This window comes from Chitinophaga qingshengii, from assembly GCF_014529935.1.
In the GTDB taxonomy this organism is placed as follows: Bacteria; Bacteroidota; Bacteroidia; order Chitinophagales; family Chitinophagaceae; genus Chitinophaga; species Chitinophaga qingshengii.
The window spans coordinates 75,454-96,382 of record NZ_JACVFC010000007.1 but is presented as its reverse complement, the minus strand read 5'-3'; the positions used below and the strand labels follow the sequence as shown (position 1 = coordinate 96,382).

At 50.5% G+C, this 20,929-nt stretch carries 13 protein-coding genes; 11 read left to right on the top strand and 2 right to left on the bottom strand.

The window, feature by feature from the left end; translation table 11 throughout:
* Positions 1-79: 79 nt before the first annotated feature.
* Both ICL07_RS31455 and ICL07_RS31450 read right to left on the bottom strand, forming a co-directional pair.
* Positions 80-1,066, bottom strand: a complete 987-nt coding sequence (locus tag ICL07_RS31455; RefSeq protein ID WP_188092032.1) for a FecR family protein — start codon at positions 1,064-1,066, stop codon at positions 80-82.
* 59 nt (positions 1,067-1,125) lie between these two features.
* Positions 1,126-1,692, bottom strand: coding sequence for an RNA polymerase sigma factor (locus ICL07_RS31450; protein WP_188092031.1), 567 nt, complete (start codon positions 1,690-1,692; stop codon positions 1,126-1,128).
* Positions 1,693-1,904: 212 nt separating this feature from the next.
* Between ICL07_RS31450 and ICL07_RS31445 the strand changes: the two genes are divergently transcribed.
* The 11 genes from ICL07_RS31445 (at position 1,905) to ICL07_RS31395 (ending at position 20,923) form a co-directional block, all read left to right on the top strand.
* On the top strand, positions 1,905-2,501 hold the full coding sequence (locus ICL07_RS31445; RefSeq protein ID WP_188092030.1) for an RNA polymerase sigma factor: 597 nt from the start codon (positions 1,905-1,907) through the stop codon (positions 2,499-2,501).
* 57 nt (positions 2,502-2,558) lie between these two features.
* Positions 2,559-3,731: a FecR family protein gene (locus tag ICL07_RS31440; protein WP_188092029.1), complete on the top strand. Its 1,173-nt coding sequence runs from the start codon at positions 2,559-2,561 to the stop codon at positions 3,729-3,731.
* Positions 3,732-4,031: 300 nt separating this feature from the next.
* Positions 4,032-7,385, top strand: a complete 3,354-nt coding sequence (locus ICL07_RS31435; RefSeq protein WP_188092028.1) for a SusC/RagA family TonB-linked outer membrane protein — start codon at positions 4,032-4,034, stop codon at positions 7,383-7,385.
* Between the two features lie 11 nt (positions 7,386-7,396).
* Positions 7,397-9,019 (top strand): RagB/SusD family nutrient uptake outer membrane protein, encoded by a 1,623-nt coding sequence (locus ICL07_RS31430; protein WP_188092027.1) that lies wholly within the window; start codon positions 7,397-7,399, stop codon positions 9,017-9,019.
* Positions 9,020-9,041: 22 nt separating this feature from the next.
* Entirely contained in the window at positions 9,042-10,757 is a 1,716-nt protein-coding gene (locus ICL07_RS31425) for a DUF5018 domain-containing protein (RefSeq protein WP_188092026.1), read from the top strand.
* 53 nt (positions 10,758-10,810) lie between these two features.
* A complete protein-coding gene (locus tag ICL07_RS31420; RefSeq protein ID WP_188092025.1) occupies positions 10,811-11,980 on the top strand; it encodes a DUF4855 domain-containing protein in 1,170 nt (389 codons plus the stop codon).
* 28 nt (positions 11,981-12,008) lie between these two features.
* Positions 12,009-13,139, top strand: coding sequence for a DUF4855 domain-containing protein (locus ICL07_RS31415; RefSeq protein ID WP_188092024.1), 1,131 nt, complete (start codon positions 12,009-12,011; stop codon positions 13,137-13,139).
* A gap of 3 nt (positions 13,140-13,142) precedes the next feature.
* Positions 13,143-15,365 (top strand): DUF6259 domain-containing protein, encoded by a 2,223-nt coding sequence (locus ICL07_RS31410; protein WP_188092023.1) that lies wholly within the window; start codon positions 13,143-13,145, stop codon positions 15,363-15,365.
* A 53-nt stretch (positions 15,366-15,418) separates the two neighbouring features.
* The gene (locus ICL07_RS31405) at positions 15,419-16,240 is read left to right on the top strand and encodes an AraC family transcriptional regulator (RefSeq protein ID WP_188092022.1); all 822 of its coding nucleotides are present in this window, start codon (positions 15,419-15,421) and stop codon (positions 16,238-16,240) included.
* Positions 16,241-16,398: 158 nt separating this feature from the next.
* On the top strand, positions 16,399-17,763 hold the full coding sequence (locus ICL07_RS31400) for a TolC family protein (RefSeq protein WP_188092021.1): 1,365 nt from the start codon (positions 16,399-16,401) through the stop codon (positions 17,761-17,763).
* A 7-nt stretch (positions 17,764-17,770) separates the two neighbouring features.
* Positions 17,771-20,923 (top strand): efflux RND transporter permease subunit, encoded by a 3,153-nt coding sequence (locus tag ICL07_RS31395; RefSeq protein ID WP_188092020.1) that lies wholly within the window; start codon positions 17,771-17,773, stop codon positions 20,921-20,923.
* The last annotated feature ends 6 nt before the right edge of the window (positions 20,924-20,929 follow it).

The following is a 20,929-nucleotide window of genomic DNA, read 5'->3' as shown; positions in this document are numbered from 1 at the left end:
ATTTCGTTTTTAAAAAGCATGGCAATCCCTGGTCGCATCCATGGCGACTTTCATCGGGTGTAGCCCTGTTGTTAAATGATTATTGTTGCATGCCGGTAACCGCTACCTGGCCGTTGCTGAGCGTATAGGTTATGCCACTCAGTGCTTTGAGTATCTCCATCACATCCTTCAGCGAGGTCTGTTCGTTTATTTGCAGATTAAAACGGTAAGGTGCCATCATCGCTGTATCGAAGGTTACCTTTGCCTGGTAACGGTTCTGCAGGATACGGGCAACTTCCGTAAAGCTGCTGTTCTGCAGTGTCAGGCTGCCTTTTCGCCAATCGTTCACCGGGCCATCGGTACGGGTGGCCGTATGGGCATCCAGTTGATAAACGATTTCCTGATCTGCTTTGAGTGTTCCTATCACCGCATTGCTGTCCGATACCTGGACGACGCCCTCCCGCACGGCGACCGCTACATACGGCACGCCTTCGTAGGCCTTCACCGTGAATTCAGTGCCCAGCACTTTTGCCTGTATACCGGCAGGCGTGCTGACCGTGAAAGGATGCGACGCTCCTTTGGCGACCGTAAAATAAGCCATGCCATCCACCATCTGAATATCCCGGCTCTGCTTCCCGAATTGATCAGCATAACGCAGCCTGGTACCTGGTTCCAGCCATAGTGCAGAACCATCCGGCAGTTGCAGGTGATAAATACTATTTCCGGCTGGTGCAGTCACCAGGGTGTAAGTCACCGGTGTTGGTTTGCTGCTAAAGAGATAAAACAGTCCGCCGGCTGCTATCAGCACTAACACCGCTGCAGCGGCACGCCAATACAAATGCCGGACAGGCCTTTTCTCCGGAACAGGATCGGCAGCCACCTCTGTAGAGGCGCCAATCGCAGCAAAGAGCCCTGCTTTCATCGATTCCCGCGTGGTTTGCCGTTCTACTTCATCTTCAAAAACACTCCCTTCAGTGGGAAAAGCAGCATACCACCGTTCCAGAATCGCACGTTCTTCTGGCGTACAGATACCCAGTTCGTGCCTTTCAAGCAGTCGTTCGATGATATGTTGATCAGGGTGACTCATATGCTGTTGTTTAATAGACAATCCTCAAATTCCGGTAGTACTATGCCGGAGAAAAAAAATTATTCCAGGAAAAAATTACCCAGTCCTTCCCTTAGTTTTTTAAGGGCTGATGACAATTGGTTTTTAACGGTTTGTTCAGAAAGGGCGTGCTTTTCCGCTATTTCGCGGACGGAGAGACCGTTGTCGCGGCTATCCATAAATAGTAGTCTCATTTTTTCGGGTAGCCGTAACAGTTCGCGGCGGTAGCTGGCTTCCAGGTCGGCGCTGGCCAGGGTTTCTTCTGTGGCATGCGTGATCTCCGGCAGCTCCCTGCCGGCGAGATGACGATATTTATCTCTCGCCTGTTCCGACTTCAGATAGTTGAGTATTTTAAATCGTACCGCCGCCCGCAAATAGGCTATCACAGATTCAGTAATCTGTATCTGTTCTCTTTTTTGCCAGCAATATATAAATACTTCCTGCACGATGTCTTTGGCAGCGGGTTTGTCGTACAGGCGCCAGTAAGCGGTTTCATATAGCGTTTCCCAATAGCGTTCGTATAGCTCTCCGTAAGCCGGCAGGCTGCCTTCCCGGGCCATCCGCCATAACTCAGCATCCGGAGTATCCCGGAGGTTCAATGGTAACATGTAAACTAAAAAATCAATCGCGAAGGTAGCGTGTTATTTGAAAACCAGCCTGATAAATTTCAGATTGTTGCATGGAATTTATCTTGTAGGATAGTCAATATTCATCTTCCAAAAGATGAATACAGACACCTGCATTTTAAACAGATAAAATAGTTTCACTTCCCTTTCTTGTATAAAATTATTAAGATTGTACGGAGAATTGCAACAACTGATTGTCAACACGGCAGCTACATAATGAGCAGCAGTTACTGCTGCGGGTATCCGAAGGCGATGAAACAGCCTTCCAACAGCTGTTGTATGCCTATAGCGACCGGCTGGGGGCTTTTGTATATAAACTCACCCATTCCAGGGAGGTAGCCCAGGAAATTGTACAGGACACCTTTATAAAGGTGTGGCATAAACGCGCTACGCTGCCGGAAGTAGGCCACGCGGGAAAATATCTCTTTATCATCGCCCGTAACCTCACCTACAATCATATCAGGGACCAGGCACGCATGACGCTCAAATACCAGGACTGGCTGCAGGATATGGAGAACAGCGACGCTACGCCCGGCGATGACGAAGGCCTGGCACAGTACCTGCCTGTCATCGAACAGGCGGTCAGCCAGCTGCCACCGCAGCAGCGGAAAGTATTTGAACTGGTGAGAAAGCAGGGACTGTCCCACAAACAAATTGCGGAACAAATGCAGTTATCCCCGGAATCTGTTAAAAAATACCGGAAACTGGCGCTGCAATTCATCCGGGAGTATGTGCGTCACCGTGTGCCCTTCCCGGTTTTGCTGGTCGTATTACTTCCCCTCTCCTATTAATAAAAAAATATTTCCCCCGGCATATACCCCTGGCATCTTTCCCGGTGTCTTTATAGTATGTCACCCGAACAAGTACGCGATTTATGGTATAAAGTATTTTCAGGCGCCGCTTCAGCAGAAGAAAAGCAGGCACTGAACCAGGTGCTGGCCGATGAAACCAACCAGGAGCTGATCACACAGCTGATGGATGCCACCTACGACGATACTGCCGATACCACAATCTTTTTTTCTCAGGCAGAAAAAAATGCGATGATGCAGGCTGCTACCGGATCACGGCAGCGGCATTCCAGGGTACGCGTGCTATGGAAATGGGCAGCTGCCGCTGTAGTAACAGGCCTGCTGGCAGGCAGCGGTTACTATTACTTTATGCACCCCGGCGGTAAACCTATCGTGTCTCCATTAGCCAGTCAGGATACCACACCTGGCAATAAAGCGGTACTGACCCTGTCCAACGGCAAAAAAATCATCCTGGATAAAACCGGTACCGGCGAACTGGCGAGGCAATCCGGCGCCACCGTGCTACAGCTCGACAGCGGCAGCATTGCCTATAAAGGCGGCGATGGCATACAAAACATCAGCTATAACACGCTGACTACGCCCCCCGGCGGCCAGTTTAAACTGTTGCTGCCGGATGGCACCACCGCCTGGCTCAACGCGGCGTCTTCCATTACCTATCCAACTGCTTTTACCGGTAAAGAACGCGATGTTACCATTACCGGCGAGGTATACCTGGAAGTAGCCGCTAATGCACGACAACCTTTTATGGTGACAACCAGCCAGCAACGTATAGCCGTACTGGGTACCAGCTTCAACGTCAACGCCTATACGGATGAAGCGTCTGTCAACACCACACTGCTGGAAGGATCGGTAAGCGTAACACCACTAAACAACGCCGGTAAAGCCATCATACTGCGTCCCGGCCAACAGGCGTTGTACCAGCCGCAGACCGGTAAAATAAACGTCAAAACGGTGAATACAAGCCTGGCTGTCGCCTGGAAGAACGGTCTTTTCAGCTTTGAGCAAGCCAATATACAAACTGTCATGCGACAGCTAAGCCGCTGGTACAATGTAACCGTGGAATACGAAGGAGGTATGCCTCCGCAGACATTCTCCGGCGACATTTACCGCAATCTCCCCCTTTCGAAAGCACTGGAAATGCTGGAATTCGTAGGATTTAAATTTGAAGTAGTTAATAACGGGAACGATAAAACGATTGTCGTCAGACCATAAATGCCATAACAACAGTATCCATATTTATTTTATCAACCATTAATCAAAACAATTATGAAAAAACAGCGTCCGCTTACCCGGTAGATACTGAAAAGCCGGAAGTGTTTGCGGCACATTCCGGCTACGTTCAGGCTAACCGTTCTCTTAGATGATGACATTTCAAAAACAGTTTCAGCCTAAAACAGTCTAAAATTAATGAATTCCACCACATCACGGGATATTTTATATCCCTGTACCCCGTTATGGGCCAGTATTAAGCCAACGCCGGCCAGGCCATACGGTTTTACAAAACAACTGATTATGCGGATAAGTTTGACCACCCTGCTGCTGCTCCTTGCATTGCTGCAGATAAGTGCCAAAGGATATGGGCAAATCACACTGGATGAACAACACAAACCGCTGACCACCATCCTTCAGCGGATCAAGGCACAAACTGGTTATGTGTTTTTCTATAATGACGCTCAACTGCAAGGTATCAATGCCAGCGTCCAGGTTAAGGATGCCGACATTAACGCTGCCCTGGCACAGTGTTTCAAAGGATTGAACTACGTGTACCGCATCGCCGAAAAGAATGTATTTATTACCGCGGTAAAAACGAATGCCACACTACCCCCTCCAGGGATCATCAGTGGCATCGTGACCGACAGCACCGGTAATCCCCTGCCGGGTGTTACCGTACAGGTGAAAGGTACCGGCAAAGGTGCCGTCACGGACGACAAAGGCCGCTACCAGGTGGAAGCCGGCAGTTCCGCCACCCTGTCCTTCAAACTACTGGGGTTCGAAACACAGGAAGTAGCTGTACTCTCCCGCGAACACATCGATATCCGGCTCAAAGCCAGTCGCGGTGAGCTGGGCGAAGTAATTGTAGTAGGTTACTCCACCCAAAAGAAAATGGATGTCACCGGCGCTGTGGCCCAGGTATCCGCCAACGACCTCGTTCGCGCACCCATGACCAACGTAAGCCAGATGCTGACAGGCAAACTGCCCGGGGTAAGCTTCCAGCAGCCCAGCGGTCAACCAGGCTACGATGATGCGAATATGCTGGTACGAGGTTTCGGTACCTTCAACAACTCGTCCCCATTGTTCCTGGTAGACGGTGTAGAACGTGCATTTGGCCATATAGACCCGAATGATATTGAAACGGTGTCTGTCTTAAAAGACGCCGCCGCCTCGGCGGTATACGGCGTAAAAGGTGCCCACGGCGTGATCCTCATCACCACTAAAAGAGGTAAAGCCGGTGGCAAACCGCTCTTTTCCTATACCGGCTCCGCCACGGTCTCTAAAAACACCCAGCTCCCCGACTTCCTCACCGGCACCGAATATGCCTACTGGCACAATAAAGCCAATGAAATGGATGGGAACAGAAAATGGTTCTCCGATGAACAGATCGCCGCCATGACTAACGGCGATCCATCCGACGGACTGGAAAATACCAACTGGCAACGGGAGTTCCTCAACAAACCGGCTTTCGTGAATCAACACAACCTCTCCGTCAGCGGCGGTTCAGACAATATCCGCTATTTCACCAGCATCGGCGCTATGCAACAGGGAGGTATCGTAAAAGACATGAAACTGGAACGATACAACGTAAGGGCCAACCTCGATATGACACCCGCCAAAAACTGGGCTATATCCCTGAACCTGGCCGGCCGTACGGAAAAGCTGCACACGCCGGGCGCTGCTTCGTATGAAAAACAATCTATCTTCAGTCCCATCTCCCAGGCGTTGTACATGTACCCTTTCCTTCCCTTTGAATACAAAGGATTACCCACAGGGTCTTCCTACATGACGCTAAATCCCTTTGCAGTGGCGGAACTCAGCGGGTTTCAGCAATCCGCCAATACGATGATAGAATCTTCTGCCAAAATCAGCTATACGCCCGCTTTCATCAGCGGATTAAAAGCATCGCTGTTTGGCAGCTACGACCGGAAATATGCCGATGCCAAAACATTTGCTACTCCCTATTACGTAAATGCTTTTATTTCAGAAACCGGGAAATACGGTAAATCACTGGCAGACGGCTTTATGGCCAACGGCAGCCTGATACAAACCGCCGATAATTTCGACTATACGGTGGTAAGACCTTCCCTGGAATATGAACGCGAAACCGGTAAACATCATATCGGTGCGCTGTTCCTCTATGAATGGCAGAAAGGCAACAGCAATAACCTCTATGCATCCCGCTGGGGATACCTGTTGAAAGATATCCCGCAGCTGTCTTTCGGGCAACAGCTTCCGCCCATACCCAATGCTGGCGGCAGCACCACCAGCGTACAGGCAGGTTATGTCGGCCGGCTGAATTACGCCTATGCCCATAAATACCTGATGGAAGTAGCTTTCCGGTATGATGCCTCTTATAAATTTCCCAAAGCGTCGCGCTGGGGTTTCTTCCCTTCCGTATCAGCCGGCTGGGTGATCTCTGAAGAAAAGTTTTTCAAAGATCAGGTGCGGAACGTCGATTTCCTGAAGCTGCGCGGCTCCGCCGGTATGCTGGGCCGCGATAACGTAACGCCTTTTCTCTATGAACAATACTTCAACCTCACACAATCCCCTGTGATAGCGCTGGGCGATAAACTGAATACGCTTTACGGATTGAGTTCTTCCACCTCCTATCCCAGCACCCATCTCACCTGGGAAAAAACCCGCACCTACAACCTGGGCGCGGAACTCACCATGTGGAAAGGATTGCTGAGCGCGGAAGTAGATGTTTTTTATAAATACACGTACGATATATTGCAACACACCGGCAGCGTATACCCATCGTCGTTAGGGGGTAACTATCCCGAAATAGAAAACAGCGGGTCGGTAGATGTACGCGGTATCGAATTACAGCTCTCCCACAAACATCATATCGGCCAACTGCAATATACCTTGTCCGGTAACTTCAGTTACTCCAAAAACCGTATCCTGTCTATCATCCAGCCAGAGAACGTGCAGCCATGGCAAAATATGATCGGGAAATCCATCGGGCAACGCCTGGCCTATGTAGCCACCGGTTTATTCCAAACGGAGGAACAATTAAAAAACAGTCCCGCTCCTCCGGGCGGGGGTTACAAAAGATTGGGCGATATCATGTACAAGGATATGAATGGTGACGGTAAACTGACCCGTGAAGATGATATGGCCGTCGCTACACGTCCCGGTATGCCGCCACTGATGTACGCCTTCAATCTCGAACTGCGGTATCATAACTTCGACTTCTCCATGATGTGGCAGGGGGCAGCGCTGAACGACATCCTGTTGAGCGGTATGTACGACAACGGTATCCCCGACAACACCATCTTTACCAAACCTTTTTACGGCAACGGCTACAACAGTCCGCGCTACCTGCTGGAAAATTCCTGGACACCGGAGCATACCAATGCTCGGTATCCCAGGCTGTCACTGATTCCCAGCGGTGGTAACTCGCTCGACGCTACCTGGTGGATAGAACCGGGAGGATACATCCGCCTGAAGAATACCGTGTTCGGCTATACGCTGTCGCCGGCCGCCCTGCGCACCATCAACATCAAAGGACTGAGGCTATATGTCGCCGGTACCAACCTGCTCACTTTCTCCCGGTTCAAATACATTGATCCGGAGAGCCCCAGCGTCAACAACGGCTATTATCCGCAGCAACGCACCTATAGCGCCGGCGCTAACCTGACCTTTTAATTCACGTACACATGAGAAAGATAATATACATACTCCTGCTGGTATCCTGCGCCTGGTCCTGCACCCGGACCCTGGATGTTGCTCCCGGTGATAAGTATTCCAACGGCGTCGTCTGGAAAAATACCAGCAACCTTGATCTTTACGTCAACAGCCTCTATGGCGCCCTGTACCAATTCTCCGAAATAGGCGGCCCGGATCTGAGTGACGGATACTCCGATATCCTCAAGTATTCCCAAACCTACATGGACACTTACCATAACAGGGTATGCCTCTCCCCGGCTTTCCTGTCGCCCGCCACCACGGAAGCGGTAAGTCCCTGGTCTGCCGCCTACGGGCATATCCGGAAACTGAACGAGTTTATCATTGATGCGGGGAAGTATGGCTCCAATATCAATGCCAGCGACTTAGCCGTACGCCTGGCGGAGATCCGCTTTCTGCGGGCGTTTGTATACAGCAAACTGATTACCCGTCACGGTGGCGTGGTACTGCGGGTAGACGACGAAAAACTGGACGGCCCTGCGGAGAAAAACAAAGCACGCGCCACCACTGCCGCCAGCTGGCAGTGGGTGACCGGTGAACTGAAAGCCATTGCCGAACAGCTTCCCGAAGCGTGGGACAATAACGGTACCGGCCGTATTACCAAAGGCGCCGCCTATGCGCTCCTCGCCAGGGCCGCCCTCTATGCGGAGCAATGGGATGATGCTATCAGTGCCGGCAGAAAAGTGGAAGCCATGAAATATGCACTGGTGAATAACTTCGAAGAAGTATTCAGCACGCCTCATAACAAAGAAATCATATTGGCAGCCTATTACAAAAGGCCTGACCTGACCAACAACTTTGACCGTTATTTTGCGCCTACCGGCGATATAGAACGTTACGGCGGCTACGCTTCTCCCACAGAAGAACTAGTGTCCCAATTCGACATCAAAACAGGAAACCGCTGGGAACGTTTCAGCTGGGATAATCCCGATCATAAAGCTAACCCCTATACGAACCGCGACCCGCGTTTTTATGCCACCATCCTGTATAACGGCGCTCCCTGGAAAGGCCGGACATTACAGACTTATGCAGGCGGCACCGACAGCTACATTGAATACTTCGATGGGAACGCCCGGAACCGCTCTGTAACCGGCTATTTCATCCGTAAATTCCTGGAAAACAAAGTGAAAGATTTTGTGGCAGAAAAAGGAGATCAATACTGGATAGAGATCCGTTATGCAGAAATCATCACCATTTTATCAGAAGCCTATGGCAGAGGTAAAAATGATTTCATTACGGCTTACCGCTACCTGAACATGTTGCGGGAACGGCCAGGCGTGGGACTTCCACCGCTACCTGTTAAAGACAAACCGGAAGAATATTTAAACGATCTGCAGAAAGAAAAGATGTGCGAATTCGCGTTTGAAGGGCACCGCTACTGGGATTTAAGAAGATGGAAAAAAGCCGGCACCGTGCTTAACGGCGTACGGATGCACGGAATGGAAATCAAAAAGACAGGCGACAGTTATGAATACAACCTCGTAGACTGCGACAAAGCCGACCGCTTTTTCCCGGAACGATATTACACTATGCCTATTCCTGATTTCGAGATCAAAAACAATCTCGCGTGTAAACAAGATCCCGCCTGGCAATAATTCATCTCTAAACAGTCGTTTCATGAAAACATTCCAATATATAGGGTTCCTGCTCTGCCTGCTGATCATGGCCTGTCACAAGCCGGATGCGCTCATCGACAGCAGCGATAATAAAGTCAGATCTATCTACGTGAAGTTTGCCGGCACCGACAAACAATATCCCGGCGTTATCACGGATGGTAAGATATCTTTCGACGTGCCTATCTACCTGCCAGGCAATGACACCCTGATCTCCACCGATATTTCAAAGATGGAAATTGTGGCCTCTATCCCCATAGGCGCTACCATCGCTCCGGGGCTGACTGGCATCAAGAATCTCTCAGACCCGATGGAGATTGCCGTTACAGCTGCCAATGGCGCCCGGCAGCCGTATACGTTAACCGTCCGGAAAACGGGCATGAACTATACGAAAGGTTTGCTGGAATTTACCGTACACAAGGCAGGACAGACAAAAGTTTACCAGTCCTCCCAGGCAGCACCGTATAATAACGGAGATACGCTCTTCATCGATATTCCCAATACGCCCAAAGACCCGCTGAACGTTACACAGTTGTTAACGAAAGTGAAACTGGAACCTACCTGTACCATGACGCCGGAGCTGAAAGAAGATGTGCCGGTAGACTTCACCCATCCTCTGGAAATAAAAGTAACAGATGGTGTTGGTACCGTACGCACCCACTACATTGCCATCCGGCCCACGAACTTTATAAAAGCACGTTTCAGGGAAGTATGGTTTAAATCCGTAGAAGAACTGGGACTTACCCGGACCAACATCAGGAACCTCGCCGTATCAGCAGATTACTTCTTCATTCCCGAATTCAACGACTGGAATACAGACGGCAAACTGTTTGCCTTCAGTACCAATGACGGCCGCCTGATGAAAAAGATAGATCCACCTACCACTTTCTCTTCCCGCGTAATGACCGATGAGCAGGGCCGGTTCCTGGTAACCACCTGGAACGAATCCGGAAAAGGGTTTATCCTTTACCGTTATAACGACCTGCAAAGCAGCCCGGAGCAAATCATGAACCTGGTTTCCTGGGATGATCCAACATTCATTCCTGCACAACTGGGTATCAACAAAGTGAATATCAAAGGCGATAGTAAATCCGGTAAAGCCTATATGTATACCACTATGCCTAACGGGCAGTACTATACGTGGGAACTGAACAACGGAGCTGCCGCCTCTCCGCGCCCGGTTGTTACCCGGTTTGATCCTGCTAAAACAGGCGGTACCTGGGATATTGCCGCCGTTAAAAGACTTACTGCCGATGCAGCTTCCGATAAATACTTTTGCTGGTATAATGAAGGCGCTGCAGAAACGGACGGCAAAGGCAGCCGCTTTGAAATACAGGACGCCGCCGGTACCTACTACCGGTTGAATCCTGTGAACCATCCCTACAAAATACTGGCTTATGATGTATTCACCGTCAACGGAGATCGTTTTGTAGCCATGCTGGCGCAAGGTATCCGGAGCAACAGCGAATCCAGGGTATTGGTATTTGAAATCACCGACAAAACCAAACTGCCGCTGGCGCCGGGAGATCCGGGTTATACAGACCTGAAACTGTTCCAATCCGCACCGCTGGGCATGACAACCGATCTCAGTTCCGGTGATGTGCAGGTAGTGGTGAATGGTCTTCGTGCAGATATATACGTAGCCACCACGGCTATTTCTTCACAAGCCGCCGCTAATGCCGGCGTCAGAAAATTCAACATGGAATACCAGGTAGAATAGCTTTAACGGGGCGCCGCGGCGCCCCTGTTTTTCACTGTTTAAAACACACCTTTATGAATTGTTTTAAGATCACCTATAAGACGATTTACGGTTGCCTGGGCATATTACTGATGCTCGCCGCAACCTCCTGCAGAAAAGGACTGAGTGAAACAGGTATTGAAAATAATCGCTCCGCTACTGTCACCACCGGAGCTTCCGGTCTTACCCTGACCATGCCTAAAACAAAAGCCCGCGATATGGTACTCATATACGGCGCGGGCACGGAAAGCGACCAGCAATGGGACCCTTATGCCTTTCATCCATACGTAGTATATAAAAACAAACAGAATCTATATGACTGGATGTTCGATGGATTTTTATTCCTGGAATTAAAAGACCAGTGGGATTATTCCTTTACCGCAGGTCATGGCGATCCGAATAAACCTGCGCTGAAAGCCAATTGGAACACGATGCTCGATAAATATTTCACCGCCGGGCGTTCGCTGCACGCATTAGACCAGGCCATAGACGACGCCACCTGGAGCGCCGGTCAGCCTCCTAACAAACGGAAGATCATTATCGGCATCCCCGAACCTCTAAAATCTGCCGGTACCAACTGGGGCATGGCACAGGGCATATGGCTCGATTTCCAAAATGATGCGCACCGGACCATGGCCTGCAAATGGTTCATAGACGAGGTGATCGCCCGTTTCAACGCCGCTAACTTCCGGCACCTGGTGCTGGATGGTTTTTACTGGATCGGAGAAGAAGTAGGCAATGCCAGCACCGTCACACTCGATGTAGCTAATTACCTGGCGCCCAAAAACTACTGTTTTACCTGGATACCGTGGTGGCAATCGCCGGGATACAATAATCCGACAGCTTTCGGGTTCAGCGATACCTATCTGCAGCCGAATTACTTCTTCTACCCTACCGTGCCGTATTCCCGCCTGCAAGACGCCTGTAACGCCGCCTACGCCAATCATACCTACCTGGAAATGGAGTTCGATGAAAACGTATTGTACACGGCCTCCTACCGGACTAAAATGAATGAATACATGGATGTTTTCGGCAGTAATAACGTGTACGGCAATATGAAACTGGCTTATTACCAATCGAAAAACACTATCCTGCAACTCTATACACAGAAAGATTACCATCCGCCACTGGACAGCATATACCGGAAGTTCTGCGAAATCGTAACCGCCCGTCAGAAGGTCGTGAACCCACCGTATATGAATTAACGCTCAACTTTTTAAAAGATACCTGAACATGAAGAAGAATATTCTCCTTTGGATACTGATGCTGCTGGCCATACCCACCACGTCGTGCAATAAAAAATATATGTATCCCGACTATGACGGGAATGAAAAGAAAGATACCACCGCCACGCCGCCGGCAGGTACAGACGATGTGCAAAAAACAAGTATCCGCGACCTGGTACTCATCTATGGCGGCGGCGCCGATGGGCCACAGACATGGACCAAAGACGCCTTCTATCCATACGTGGCATACGACGACAATGCCACCACCGACTGGATGTTTGACGGGTTCCTGTTCCTGGAATTGAAGGATGGTAACGGGCACGCCTATACTACCGGTCACTCCCCCGAACCGGCGCTCAAAGAACACTGGGATGCGCTCATCAGCAAATACTTCCGGAAAGGTTATTCCTTTGCTGCACTGGATGAATGTATCACCGGGGTGATCGCTAAAACGGGCACGCCTACCCGTAAAAGGAAAGTGATCGTAGGTATTCCCGAACCCATGAAAGCCGCTACCCAATGGGGAACCCTCAATGGTAAAATGCTCGATTTCTCTAAAGACGCAGACAGGATCACCGCCTGCAAATGGTTCATGGACCAGGTGAAAGAAAAATTCACCGCGGCAGCCTATGCTAACATTGAGCTGGAAGGCTTTTACTGGATAGCGGAAGAAGTAGAAAACACCGCCCCTATCATCGCTTCTATTGGCGATTATTCGAAAAAAGGGAAAAACGCCTTTCTTTGGATACCCTGGTGGAAATCGCCCGGCTACGATAACTACAAGCCCTATGGCTTCAGCGACGTATACCTGCAACCCAATTACTTCTTCGCCGATGATGTGCCCTATGCCCGTTTACAGGAAGCCTGCAACGAAGCCAATAAATATCACATCAACCTCGAAGTGGAATTTGATGAAAGAGTATTGGGCGGCAAAGGTCAAAAACTATATGACTACCTGGAAGTGTTTGAACAAAACAAGGTTTACGATACCAAAAAACTGGCTTACTATCAATCGGAAAATACGATACTAAAGCTGTACCAGTCCACCAATACCGCCGATAAGGACTTGTATAAACGTTTGTGCGGGATCATCGTAAAACGACAAAAGGCAGCCGCTCCGGCTTACATGGAAAAATAACTGATGAACAGGCTATATTTTTTATCGCTGACAGCGTTGCTATGGCTGACGACGGCTACCCGTTCCTATGCCGCGGACATCGTGCTGCAGAACAAGTCCATCCGGCTTACATTTGACGCCAACACCGGTACCCTCCTTTCTTTTTATGATCTGAAGAACGCTTTAGAGTTCCTGGATCGTAAAAGTACGGAGGGGGCTTCCCTCTGGGAGCTTGCACTATTCCAATCGAAGATAACGATACCCCAGGCCGGAACCTTCCATTTCTCCAGGCCCGACGCACATACGTTGGTCCTGGAGTGGAGCCGGTTTAAAGACAAGCTGGCTGCGTTGGCGGTGAAGGTGACTATCCGTTTGCAGGGTGAACAACCTTTTGCGGACTGGAATATTGCACTATCCGGCCTTAGCGGCCAACGGCCCGATAAGATTGTTTTTCCCCAAATCAGCGGTTTACAGGATATGGGCGACGAAGAATTGGCAGTACCGGTATGGTTGGGTGAATTGTATAAATCCCCCCGTAGCGGGGCACAACACTATACCTGGCATTATCCCGGCCTATTGTCTATGCAGGTGCTGTCGTTGTACAATCCACGTACCCATGGCTTTTACGCCGCCTGCAACGATGCACAGAGTTATGCCAAATCGTTTTCCATCTCCACGGATAGCCTCCGGCGCCTGAGTTACCAAATGGAGCATTACCCTGTTATTGCCGCCGGCGACGGCGTATATACTTTACCGTATGATGCCGTTATCGGCGCGTTTAAAGGTGACTGGCTTTCAGCCGCTACCATTTACCGGGAATGGGCTATCCGACAGCGATGGTGCCGGGACAGCCGTTTCCGGAAACAGGCTATCCCAAACCCAACGGCAGCGACAGCGCTATGGGTTTGGAACCGGGGCCGTTCCGGTAACGTACTCACCCCGGCCCTGGATATCAAACAACGTATAGGTCTGCCCGTGAATGTATTGTGGCATTGGTGGCATGGTTGCTCTTACGACGATGGATTCCCGGAATACTTCCCGCCACGGGAAGGCGACACCGCCTTCAAATCCGCTATTGACAAGGCACGGGAGCAAGGTGTTAACGCGCTCGTATATATGAACGCATTCCAATGGGGCACCGCTACCAAAAGTTTTGAAGCTGAACATGCGCTGAATTGGGCCGTGAAAGATAAGGCAGGCAATACCGGCGCACATATATACAACATCTTTACCCAACATTCCTTAACACCGATGTGTCTGGCCACCAGCTTCTGGAAAAACAAGTATGCGGCACTCGCCCGCCAGGCGATCCATGACTATGGTACCAGCGGTATTTACATGGACCAGGCCTGTCTGCATCAGCGCTGTTACGACCCATCGCACGGCCATAGCACCGGCGGTGGTAATTACTGGGTATCTCACTTTGGAAAACTCACGCAGCAGATCCGTACTCAAAACAACACCATCCTGGCAGGTGAAGGCTGTGGCGAATCATGGCTCCCCTACCTGGATGCTTTTTTGTCATTGCAGGTAAGCAGGGAACGTTATGCCGGCGTAACCGGACCAGCCACCATTCCCTTCTTCCAGGCAGTGTATCATGATTATGCCATTACTTTCGGCAGTTACGCTTCCCTGGTATCCCCACCTTATGATGAGCTGTGGCCGGCGGCATATGCACCTGCCACCTCCGAACAGCCACTTCCTGCTGAATTTGATGAGCAGTTCCTGATGGAACAGGCGCGCGCCTTCGTATGGGGACAGCAGCCCACCATCGCCAACTACCACGAAACACTGGCTATCGATAAAAAAAAGGAAATCGATTATCTGATAAGGCTCGTACAAACGAGATACAAAAGTCTGCCCTACCTGCTCTATGGACGGTTTATGCGGCCGCCGGAAATGGTTATTCCGGAGAAAAACATCGCTGTTTCCAGGTTGTCTATTTACACCGGGCAACACCAGGACCGCGTTACCCGGCAGGAGCAACGGGTGCCGCTGTTGTACACCGGCGCCTGGAAAGCCGCCAATGGCAGGCTGGGCGTAGCCGTTGCCAGTATCAGCGAAGAAGCGCTGCCGGTAAGGTTCCATATGCGTGCCCGTGACTATGGGTTACCGGCAACGGGTAAGGTATATGTGACCAGCGTGTCAGGAAGAAGGCTACTATCTACCTATAAAAAAGGCATAGTGGAGGTCAGCTATCAGCTGGAGGAAAGGGGGGCTTGTATGATAGAGATAGGAAAATTTTAACCGGTAAAAAACGATAAAACGTTGTAAATTGGCCACAAAGGCACTACTGCTGTATGGTGACCAAACTGCAAATAAAAGATAAAAGTGAGTCGGGTAAGTCGATCAAGATTGCTCCTTTTAAAAAAGAAATCAGAAAGACGACTCCTCACAAACACAATAACTATTTTGAGATACTTTACCTGTCACAGGGAAGCGGCCAACATTTCATCGACTCCCGGAAATTCGAGGTGGCGCCGCCGGTGATGTACTTTATCCGGAAAGACCAGGTACACTATTGGGAGCTGGATAGCGAACCGGATGGATTCGTGATCATTATCAAAAAAAGTTTCATAGAAGACAGCCTGGATAGTGAGTTAAAGGCCCTGATGACACAGATCAGCCGGGAGAGTTGTATTTACCCCGAGCAGACCGCTGCGGTCCACAGCCTCTTCGAGCTGCTCACGCAAACCAATAAACGGGAAGGAAAATACGCTTTCCATATCATCGAAGGTTTGTTGAAAGCGTTGCTGGCATTGGTATTGGAAGATGTAAAACCCATGGCCGGCAAAATGGAAACGAGCGCCAACCTGTATCACTCCTTTCTTGCATTGTTAAACAGCGAACAAACCGTCAAAAATAAAGTGCATTACTACGCCGAACAGCTCAGCACTTCTCCGCAGAATTTAAGTGCTGCCTGTCGCAAAGCGGTGAATCAGCCGGCGGAAGATATACTGGCGGAATTTATTGTGAGCGAAGCCAAAAGGCAACTGATCTATACCGATAATACCATCGCGGAAATCTCTTTTGTGCTCGATTTCCACGACCCCTCTCATTTTGTGAAATACTTCAAACGGAAAACCGGCCAAACACCGCTTGCCTTCCGGAAAAACAACTAATCGTGCATACCACGATATTTTCAAATATACCATAAAACGCCCCCTTTAATTACCATATTTGCGTCCGCCACCCTTGCAGGTGCATGGAGAGGGATATGCCGGTACCTGCCTGAACCAGACGCTGTTATCCTATGTTATCTTTCTAAACATCCGAACATATGTATCGATTGCCGCGGAGGCTATTATTATGCCTGGTCTGCCTGTTAACTGCAGGCCCACCGGAGCTGTTTTCGCAAATACCGCTGAAAGCATTATTACAACAAGCTACCCAAAATTATCCCCTATTAAAATCCAGGGCATGGGAAACAAAAGCCGCCCAAAAAGGCATCACAGCCAGTAAAAGCACGCTTATTCCTTCACTGGATGCAGCCTATCAGGTCAACTATGCCACCTACAACAATATCACCGGCATGTCCTATCCTCAACTGCTGATGCCTATCAGTGGCCCGCCTTCAGCCGCCAATCACTATGATGGCGTATTTGGCAGCGCTACCAGTCTGCTCCTCAACTGGCAGCCCGTCACTTTCGGGCAACGGGGTTCACAGGTGGACCTGTCCCGGGCCGGCGCCCAATTCGCCCACGCCGATGCCGGCAACGAAATCTTTCAGCACCAGGTAAAAGTGATCAACGCCTACCTGGATATCATTATGGCCAAGGAACTGGAGAAAGTTTTCCTGGAAAACGTCGCCAGAACGGAAGCCAATCTATCAGTGGCTAAAACGTTGGTGGTCAACGGTATCAAACCCGGCGTAGATACCGCCCTGCTGAAGGCGGAAATGTCCAGGGCAAAGGTAGAACTGCTGAATAGCCGCAAGTACCGGGAACAAACCATCATCACGCTCTCAGCCCTGCTGGCAACAGACCAGCCGCCAGCCGTTTCCGATACCAGCTACTTCAGCAGGGTACCCACGGCTTACCTGGCAGCCGACACCGCCCGCAACCCGCTCCTCTCCCTCTATGCTTCCAATATAGCACTGAGCAAAGCCCGCAGGAAAGTACTGGGCAAAACCACTATGCCCACCCTCGGTGTATGGGGTACCGCCTATGCCAGGGGCTCCGGCATCGACTATAACGGCAACGTAAAATCCACAGAGGGACTGGCTTTCCAACGATATAACTATGGCGCCGGTTTACAATTAAGTATACCTATTCTTCAGTTTGCCCGGATAAAATCACAGGTACAACAGCAGGACTTCCTCATCCGCTCCAATGAAGAAAAAATGAATGAAATCACCCTGCAGGTCAGGAAACAAAGCGAACTGGCGGATACCACCCTGAGCACCGCGCTGATGGTATCCAAAGAAAGTCCGCTGTTTTACGAATCGGCGGCATTCTCCTACAAAGCCATGCAGTCCCGCTACCAATCCGGACTGGCCAATTTTTCAGATCTGATGCAGGCCCAATACGCCCTTGTAAAAGCAGCGACGGACAATAAAACAGCCTATATGGCGGTATGGAAGGCGTTGTTGTATAAAGCCGCAGTGAACGGCGATCTGAATTTATTTTTAAACCAGGTTAACTAGCAAGGGTATGATCCGATTAATAGCAATGGCATTGCGTAAACCCGTGGCGGTGGTGGTAGCCTTTATGGCGATCGTCTTTTTTTCATGGCTGAGTATCAAAAACATGAAAATAGACATCTTCCCTAAAATGGGTCTGCCCACTATTTATGTGGCGCAGCCCTATGGCGGGCTTTCTCCGGAACAAATGGAGGGGTTTATTACTTCCTACTATGAATACCATTTCCTGTATGTGACCGGTGTGAAATATGTAGAATCCAAATCTATTCAGGGAGCGACCATTATCAAAATACAGTTTAACGAAGGCACTGACATGAGCCAGGCAATGGGTGAAGTAGTGGGGTATGTGAACCGCGCCAGGGCCTTTATGCCGCCGGGCACCGTTCCCCCTTTTGTAACCCGGTTTGACGCCGGCAGCGTGCCGGTAGGTCAACTGGTATTTACGTCGGACACCCGTTCCCTCGGTGAAATACAGGATCTGGCGTTGTTTAAGGTGAGGCCTATGTTCTCTACCCTGCCCGGCGTGTCTGCGCCGCCACCCTTCGGTGGTAACCAGAAAACCGTTATCATCAAGGTAGATCCCGAAAAAATCAGGAATTACAACCTCTCGCCCGATGAAGTGGTACAGGCGCTGGCGAAATCCAACAGTATTACACCCGCAGGCAATATCCGCGAAGGCGATCAGACACTGATCACGTCTCAGAATGCAGTCGTGGAAAATGTGAAAGAACTGGAGAACGTGCCCCTGAAGTTGGGCGCTGGCCCGGCGGTCTATGTCAGGGATATCGGCCAGGTAGAACTGGGCAGCGATGTCACCACCAGTTATGCACTCATCAACGGCAAACGCTCCGTGTACATCCCCGTTACCAAACGCGCGGACGCCGCCACCTGGGACGTGGTACAACGCGTGAAAGCAGCATTGCCGGATATGCAGGCCGCGGTACCCGACGATATCAAAGTCACCTATGCGTTTGACCAGTCGGGTTATGTGATCAATGCGCTGAGAAGTCTTACCATGGAAGGTATACTCGGCGCCTTACTCACCGGGCTGATGGTGTTATTATTCCTGCGCGACCTGCGGGGCGCGCTGATTGTGGTGATGACGATCCCGCTGGCATTGTTATCTGCCATCATCTGCCTGCGCATTTTCGGACAAACGCTGAACATCATGACCCTGGGCGGACTGGCGCTCGCCATCGGTATCCTGGTAGATGAATCGACCGTTACCATTGAAAACATACATCACCACCAGGAATCAGGGAAGTCGAAGGCCCGGGCGATATGGGATGCCTGCCGGGAGATAGCTTTACCCAAACTGCTGATTCTCCTCTGCGTAATTGCTGTATTTGTACCAGCCTTGTTTATGACAGGCATTCCCGGTGCGATGTTCCTGCCTTTATCGCTGGCAGTAGGTTTTGCCATGATAGCCTCTTTCGTGTTGTCACAAACGGTGGTCCCGGTTTTTTCGCATTGGCTGCTGAAAGACCGTCTTCAAAGCGGAGAAGCGCATGCCACCCAACGATTCAAACAGTTCAGGACACAGTACGAAAACTGGTTGACCCGCTTTATGAAAGCCGCCGCATGGGCTACGCCTGTTTACCTGGTACTGGCATTAAGCCTCATGGCCGCCGGTTTTTATTTGCTGGGCACCGACATATTTCCGAAAACAGATGCCGGCCAGGCGCAGGTACGGCTAAGGCTTCCCACCGGTACCCGTGTGGAAAGAACTGAAGAAGCCACCCAACGGCTGCTGCACCTGGCCGACAGTATCAGCCGCCACCAGATAGAGATCAGCTCCGCCTTTGTGGGCGTACAGCCGTCCAGCTATCCGGTAAATCTTATTCATCTCTGGACCAGCGGCCCACACGAAGCCGTATTAAAAATAAAACTGCAAAAGGGTAACGGCATCGCCATTGAAACGTTTAAAGAGGCCTTACGCAAGGCAGTGAAAAAAGAGATGCCGGCTGCTATGCTTTCCTTCGAGCCGGGAGATATGACCGAACAGGTGGTGAATATGGGGACTTCCAACCCTATCGAAATTGCAGTGATGGGTAAAAACCTTTCCCAAAGCCGTAAGATAGCCGCAGCCTTGAATCAAAAACTACAGGCCATCAGCTACCTGCGGGATGTGCAGGTAGCCACACCACTGGAGTATCCCGGCGTAAAACTGAACATCGACCGGGTAAAGGCCGGTCAATTAGGTTTAACGGTAGACCAGATCACTAAATCAACCGTAGCGGCCACCTCTTCCAGCCGCTTTACGCAACCGAATTACTGGCTGGATAAAAACACCGGTACCGCTTACCAGGTACAGGTGGAATACCCGCAGTACCGCGTCAACAACAGCGATGCGCTGGGACTGGTACCCGTTGCAAACGGCGTTTTCCTCAGAGATGTGGCCACCACCCAAAGGGTAACCTCCCCCGGAGAGTATGACCGTATCAACCAACAACGCTTCATTACGCTGACAGCGAATATTCATAAAAAAGATGTGGGCACCGCAGTGAAAGCAGTGAAAAGCGCCATCGCGTCATTGGGAGAGTTGCCGCCAGGCGTTAAAATTATGCTCCGCGGACAGGCCGACCTGCTCGCACAAACCATGAATGAGTTGTCAACCGGATTGCTGATTGCCATCGTGGTGATCTTCCTGATGCTGACCGTCAATTTTCAGTCCTTTCGTTTATCCCTGGCCGTGTTATCCGTTATCCCGGCCGTTATTGCCGGGGCGCTGCTGCTGCTATGGGTAACCGGGCAATCCCTGAACATACAGTCCTACATGGGCACCATCATGGCGGTAGGCGTCGCCGTCGCCAATGCTATTCTGCTGATCACCAACGGGGAGCTATACCGTAAACAATCAACCGCTGGTTTCGCCGTCACCGGCGCCGGCAACCGTTTACGTCCCATACTCATGACCAGCCTCGCAATGATTGCCGGCATGATTCCGATGGCCATCGGGTTCAGCGAAGGAGGTGATCAAACAGCGCCATTGGGTATAGCGGTTATCGGCGGATTGATTTTTTCAACGATCAGCACCCTTATCTTCCTGCCTTCCATTTACGCCGGTATAGCTGGTAAAAAAGCCTGGCATAGCCCTTCCCTGCATCCGGAAGATCCGGAGAGCAGGTACTACGAAACGAATTCATCAACTGACCAGATATAAAAAAAG

Bases quoted from the DNA above. Each gene is read 5' to 3' on its own strand.
- ICL07_RS31440 (WP_188092029.1), top strand. From the start codon at position 2,559: ATGTCACCCGAACAAGTACGCGATTTATGGTATAAAGTATTTTCAGGC.
- ICL07_RS31450 (WP_188092031.1), bottom strand. From the start codon at position 1,692: ATGTTACCATTGAACCTCCGGGATACTCCGGATGCTGAGTTATGGCGG.
- ICL07_RS31395 (WP_188092020.1), top strand. From the start codon at position 17,771: ATGATCCGATTAATAGCAATGGCATTGCGTAAACCCGTGGCGGTGGTG.
- ICL07_RS31405 (WP_188092022.1), top strand. From the start codon at position 15,419: ATGGTGACCAAACTGCAAATAAAAGATAAAAGTGAGTCGGGTAAGTCG.
- ICL07_RS31400 (WP_188092021.1), top strand. From the start codon at position 16,399: ATGTATCGATTGCCGCGGAGGCTATTATTATGCCTGGTCTGCCTGTTA.
- ICL07_RS31435 (WP_188092028.1), top strand. From the start codon at position 4,032: ATGCGGATAAGTTTGACCACCCTGCTGCTGCTCCTTGCATTGCTGCAG.
- ICL07_RS31455 (WP_188092032.1), bottom strand. From the start codon at position 1,066: ATGAGTCACCCTGATCAACATATCATCGAACGACTGCTTGAAAGGCAC.
- ICL07_RS31425 (WP_188092026.1), top strand. From the start codon at position 9,042: ATGAAAACATTCCAATATATAGGGTTCCTGCTCTGCCTGCTGATCATG.
- ICL07_RS31415 (WP_188092024.1), top strand. From the start codon at position 12,009: ATGAAGAAGAATATTCTCCTTTGGATACTGATGCTGCTGGCCATACCC.
- ICL07_RS31410 (WP_188092023.1), top strand. From the start codon at position 13,143: ATGAACAGGCTATATTTTTTATCGCTGACAGCGTTGCTATGGCTGACG.
- ICL07_RS31420 (WP_188092025.1), top strand. From the start codon at position 10,811: ATGAATTGTTTTAAGATCACCTATAAGACGATTTACGGTTGCCTGGGC.
- ICL07_RS31430 (WP_188092027.1), top strand. From the start codon at position 7,397: ATGAGAAAGATAATATACATACTCCTGCTGGTATCCTGCGCCTGGTCC.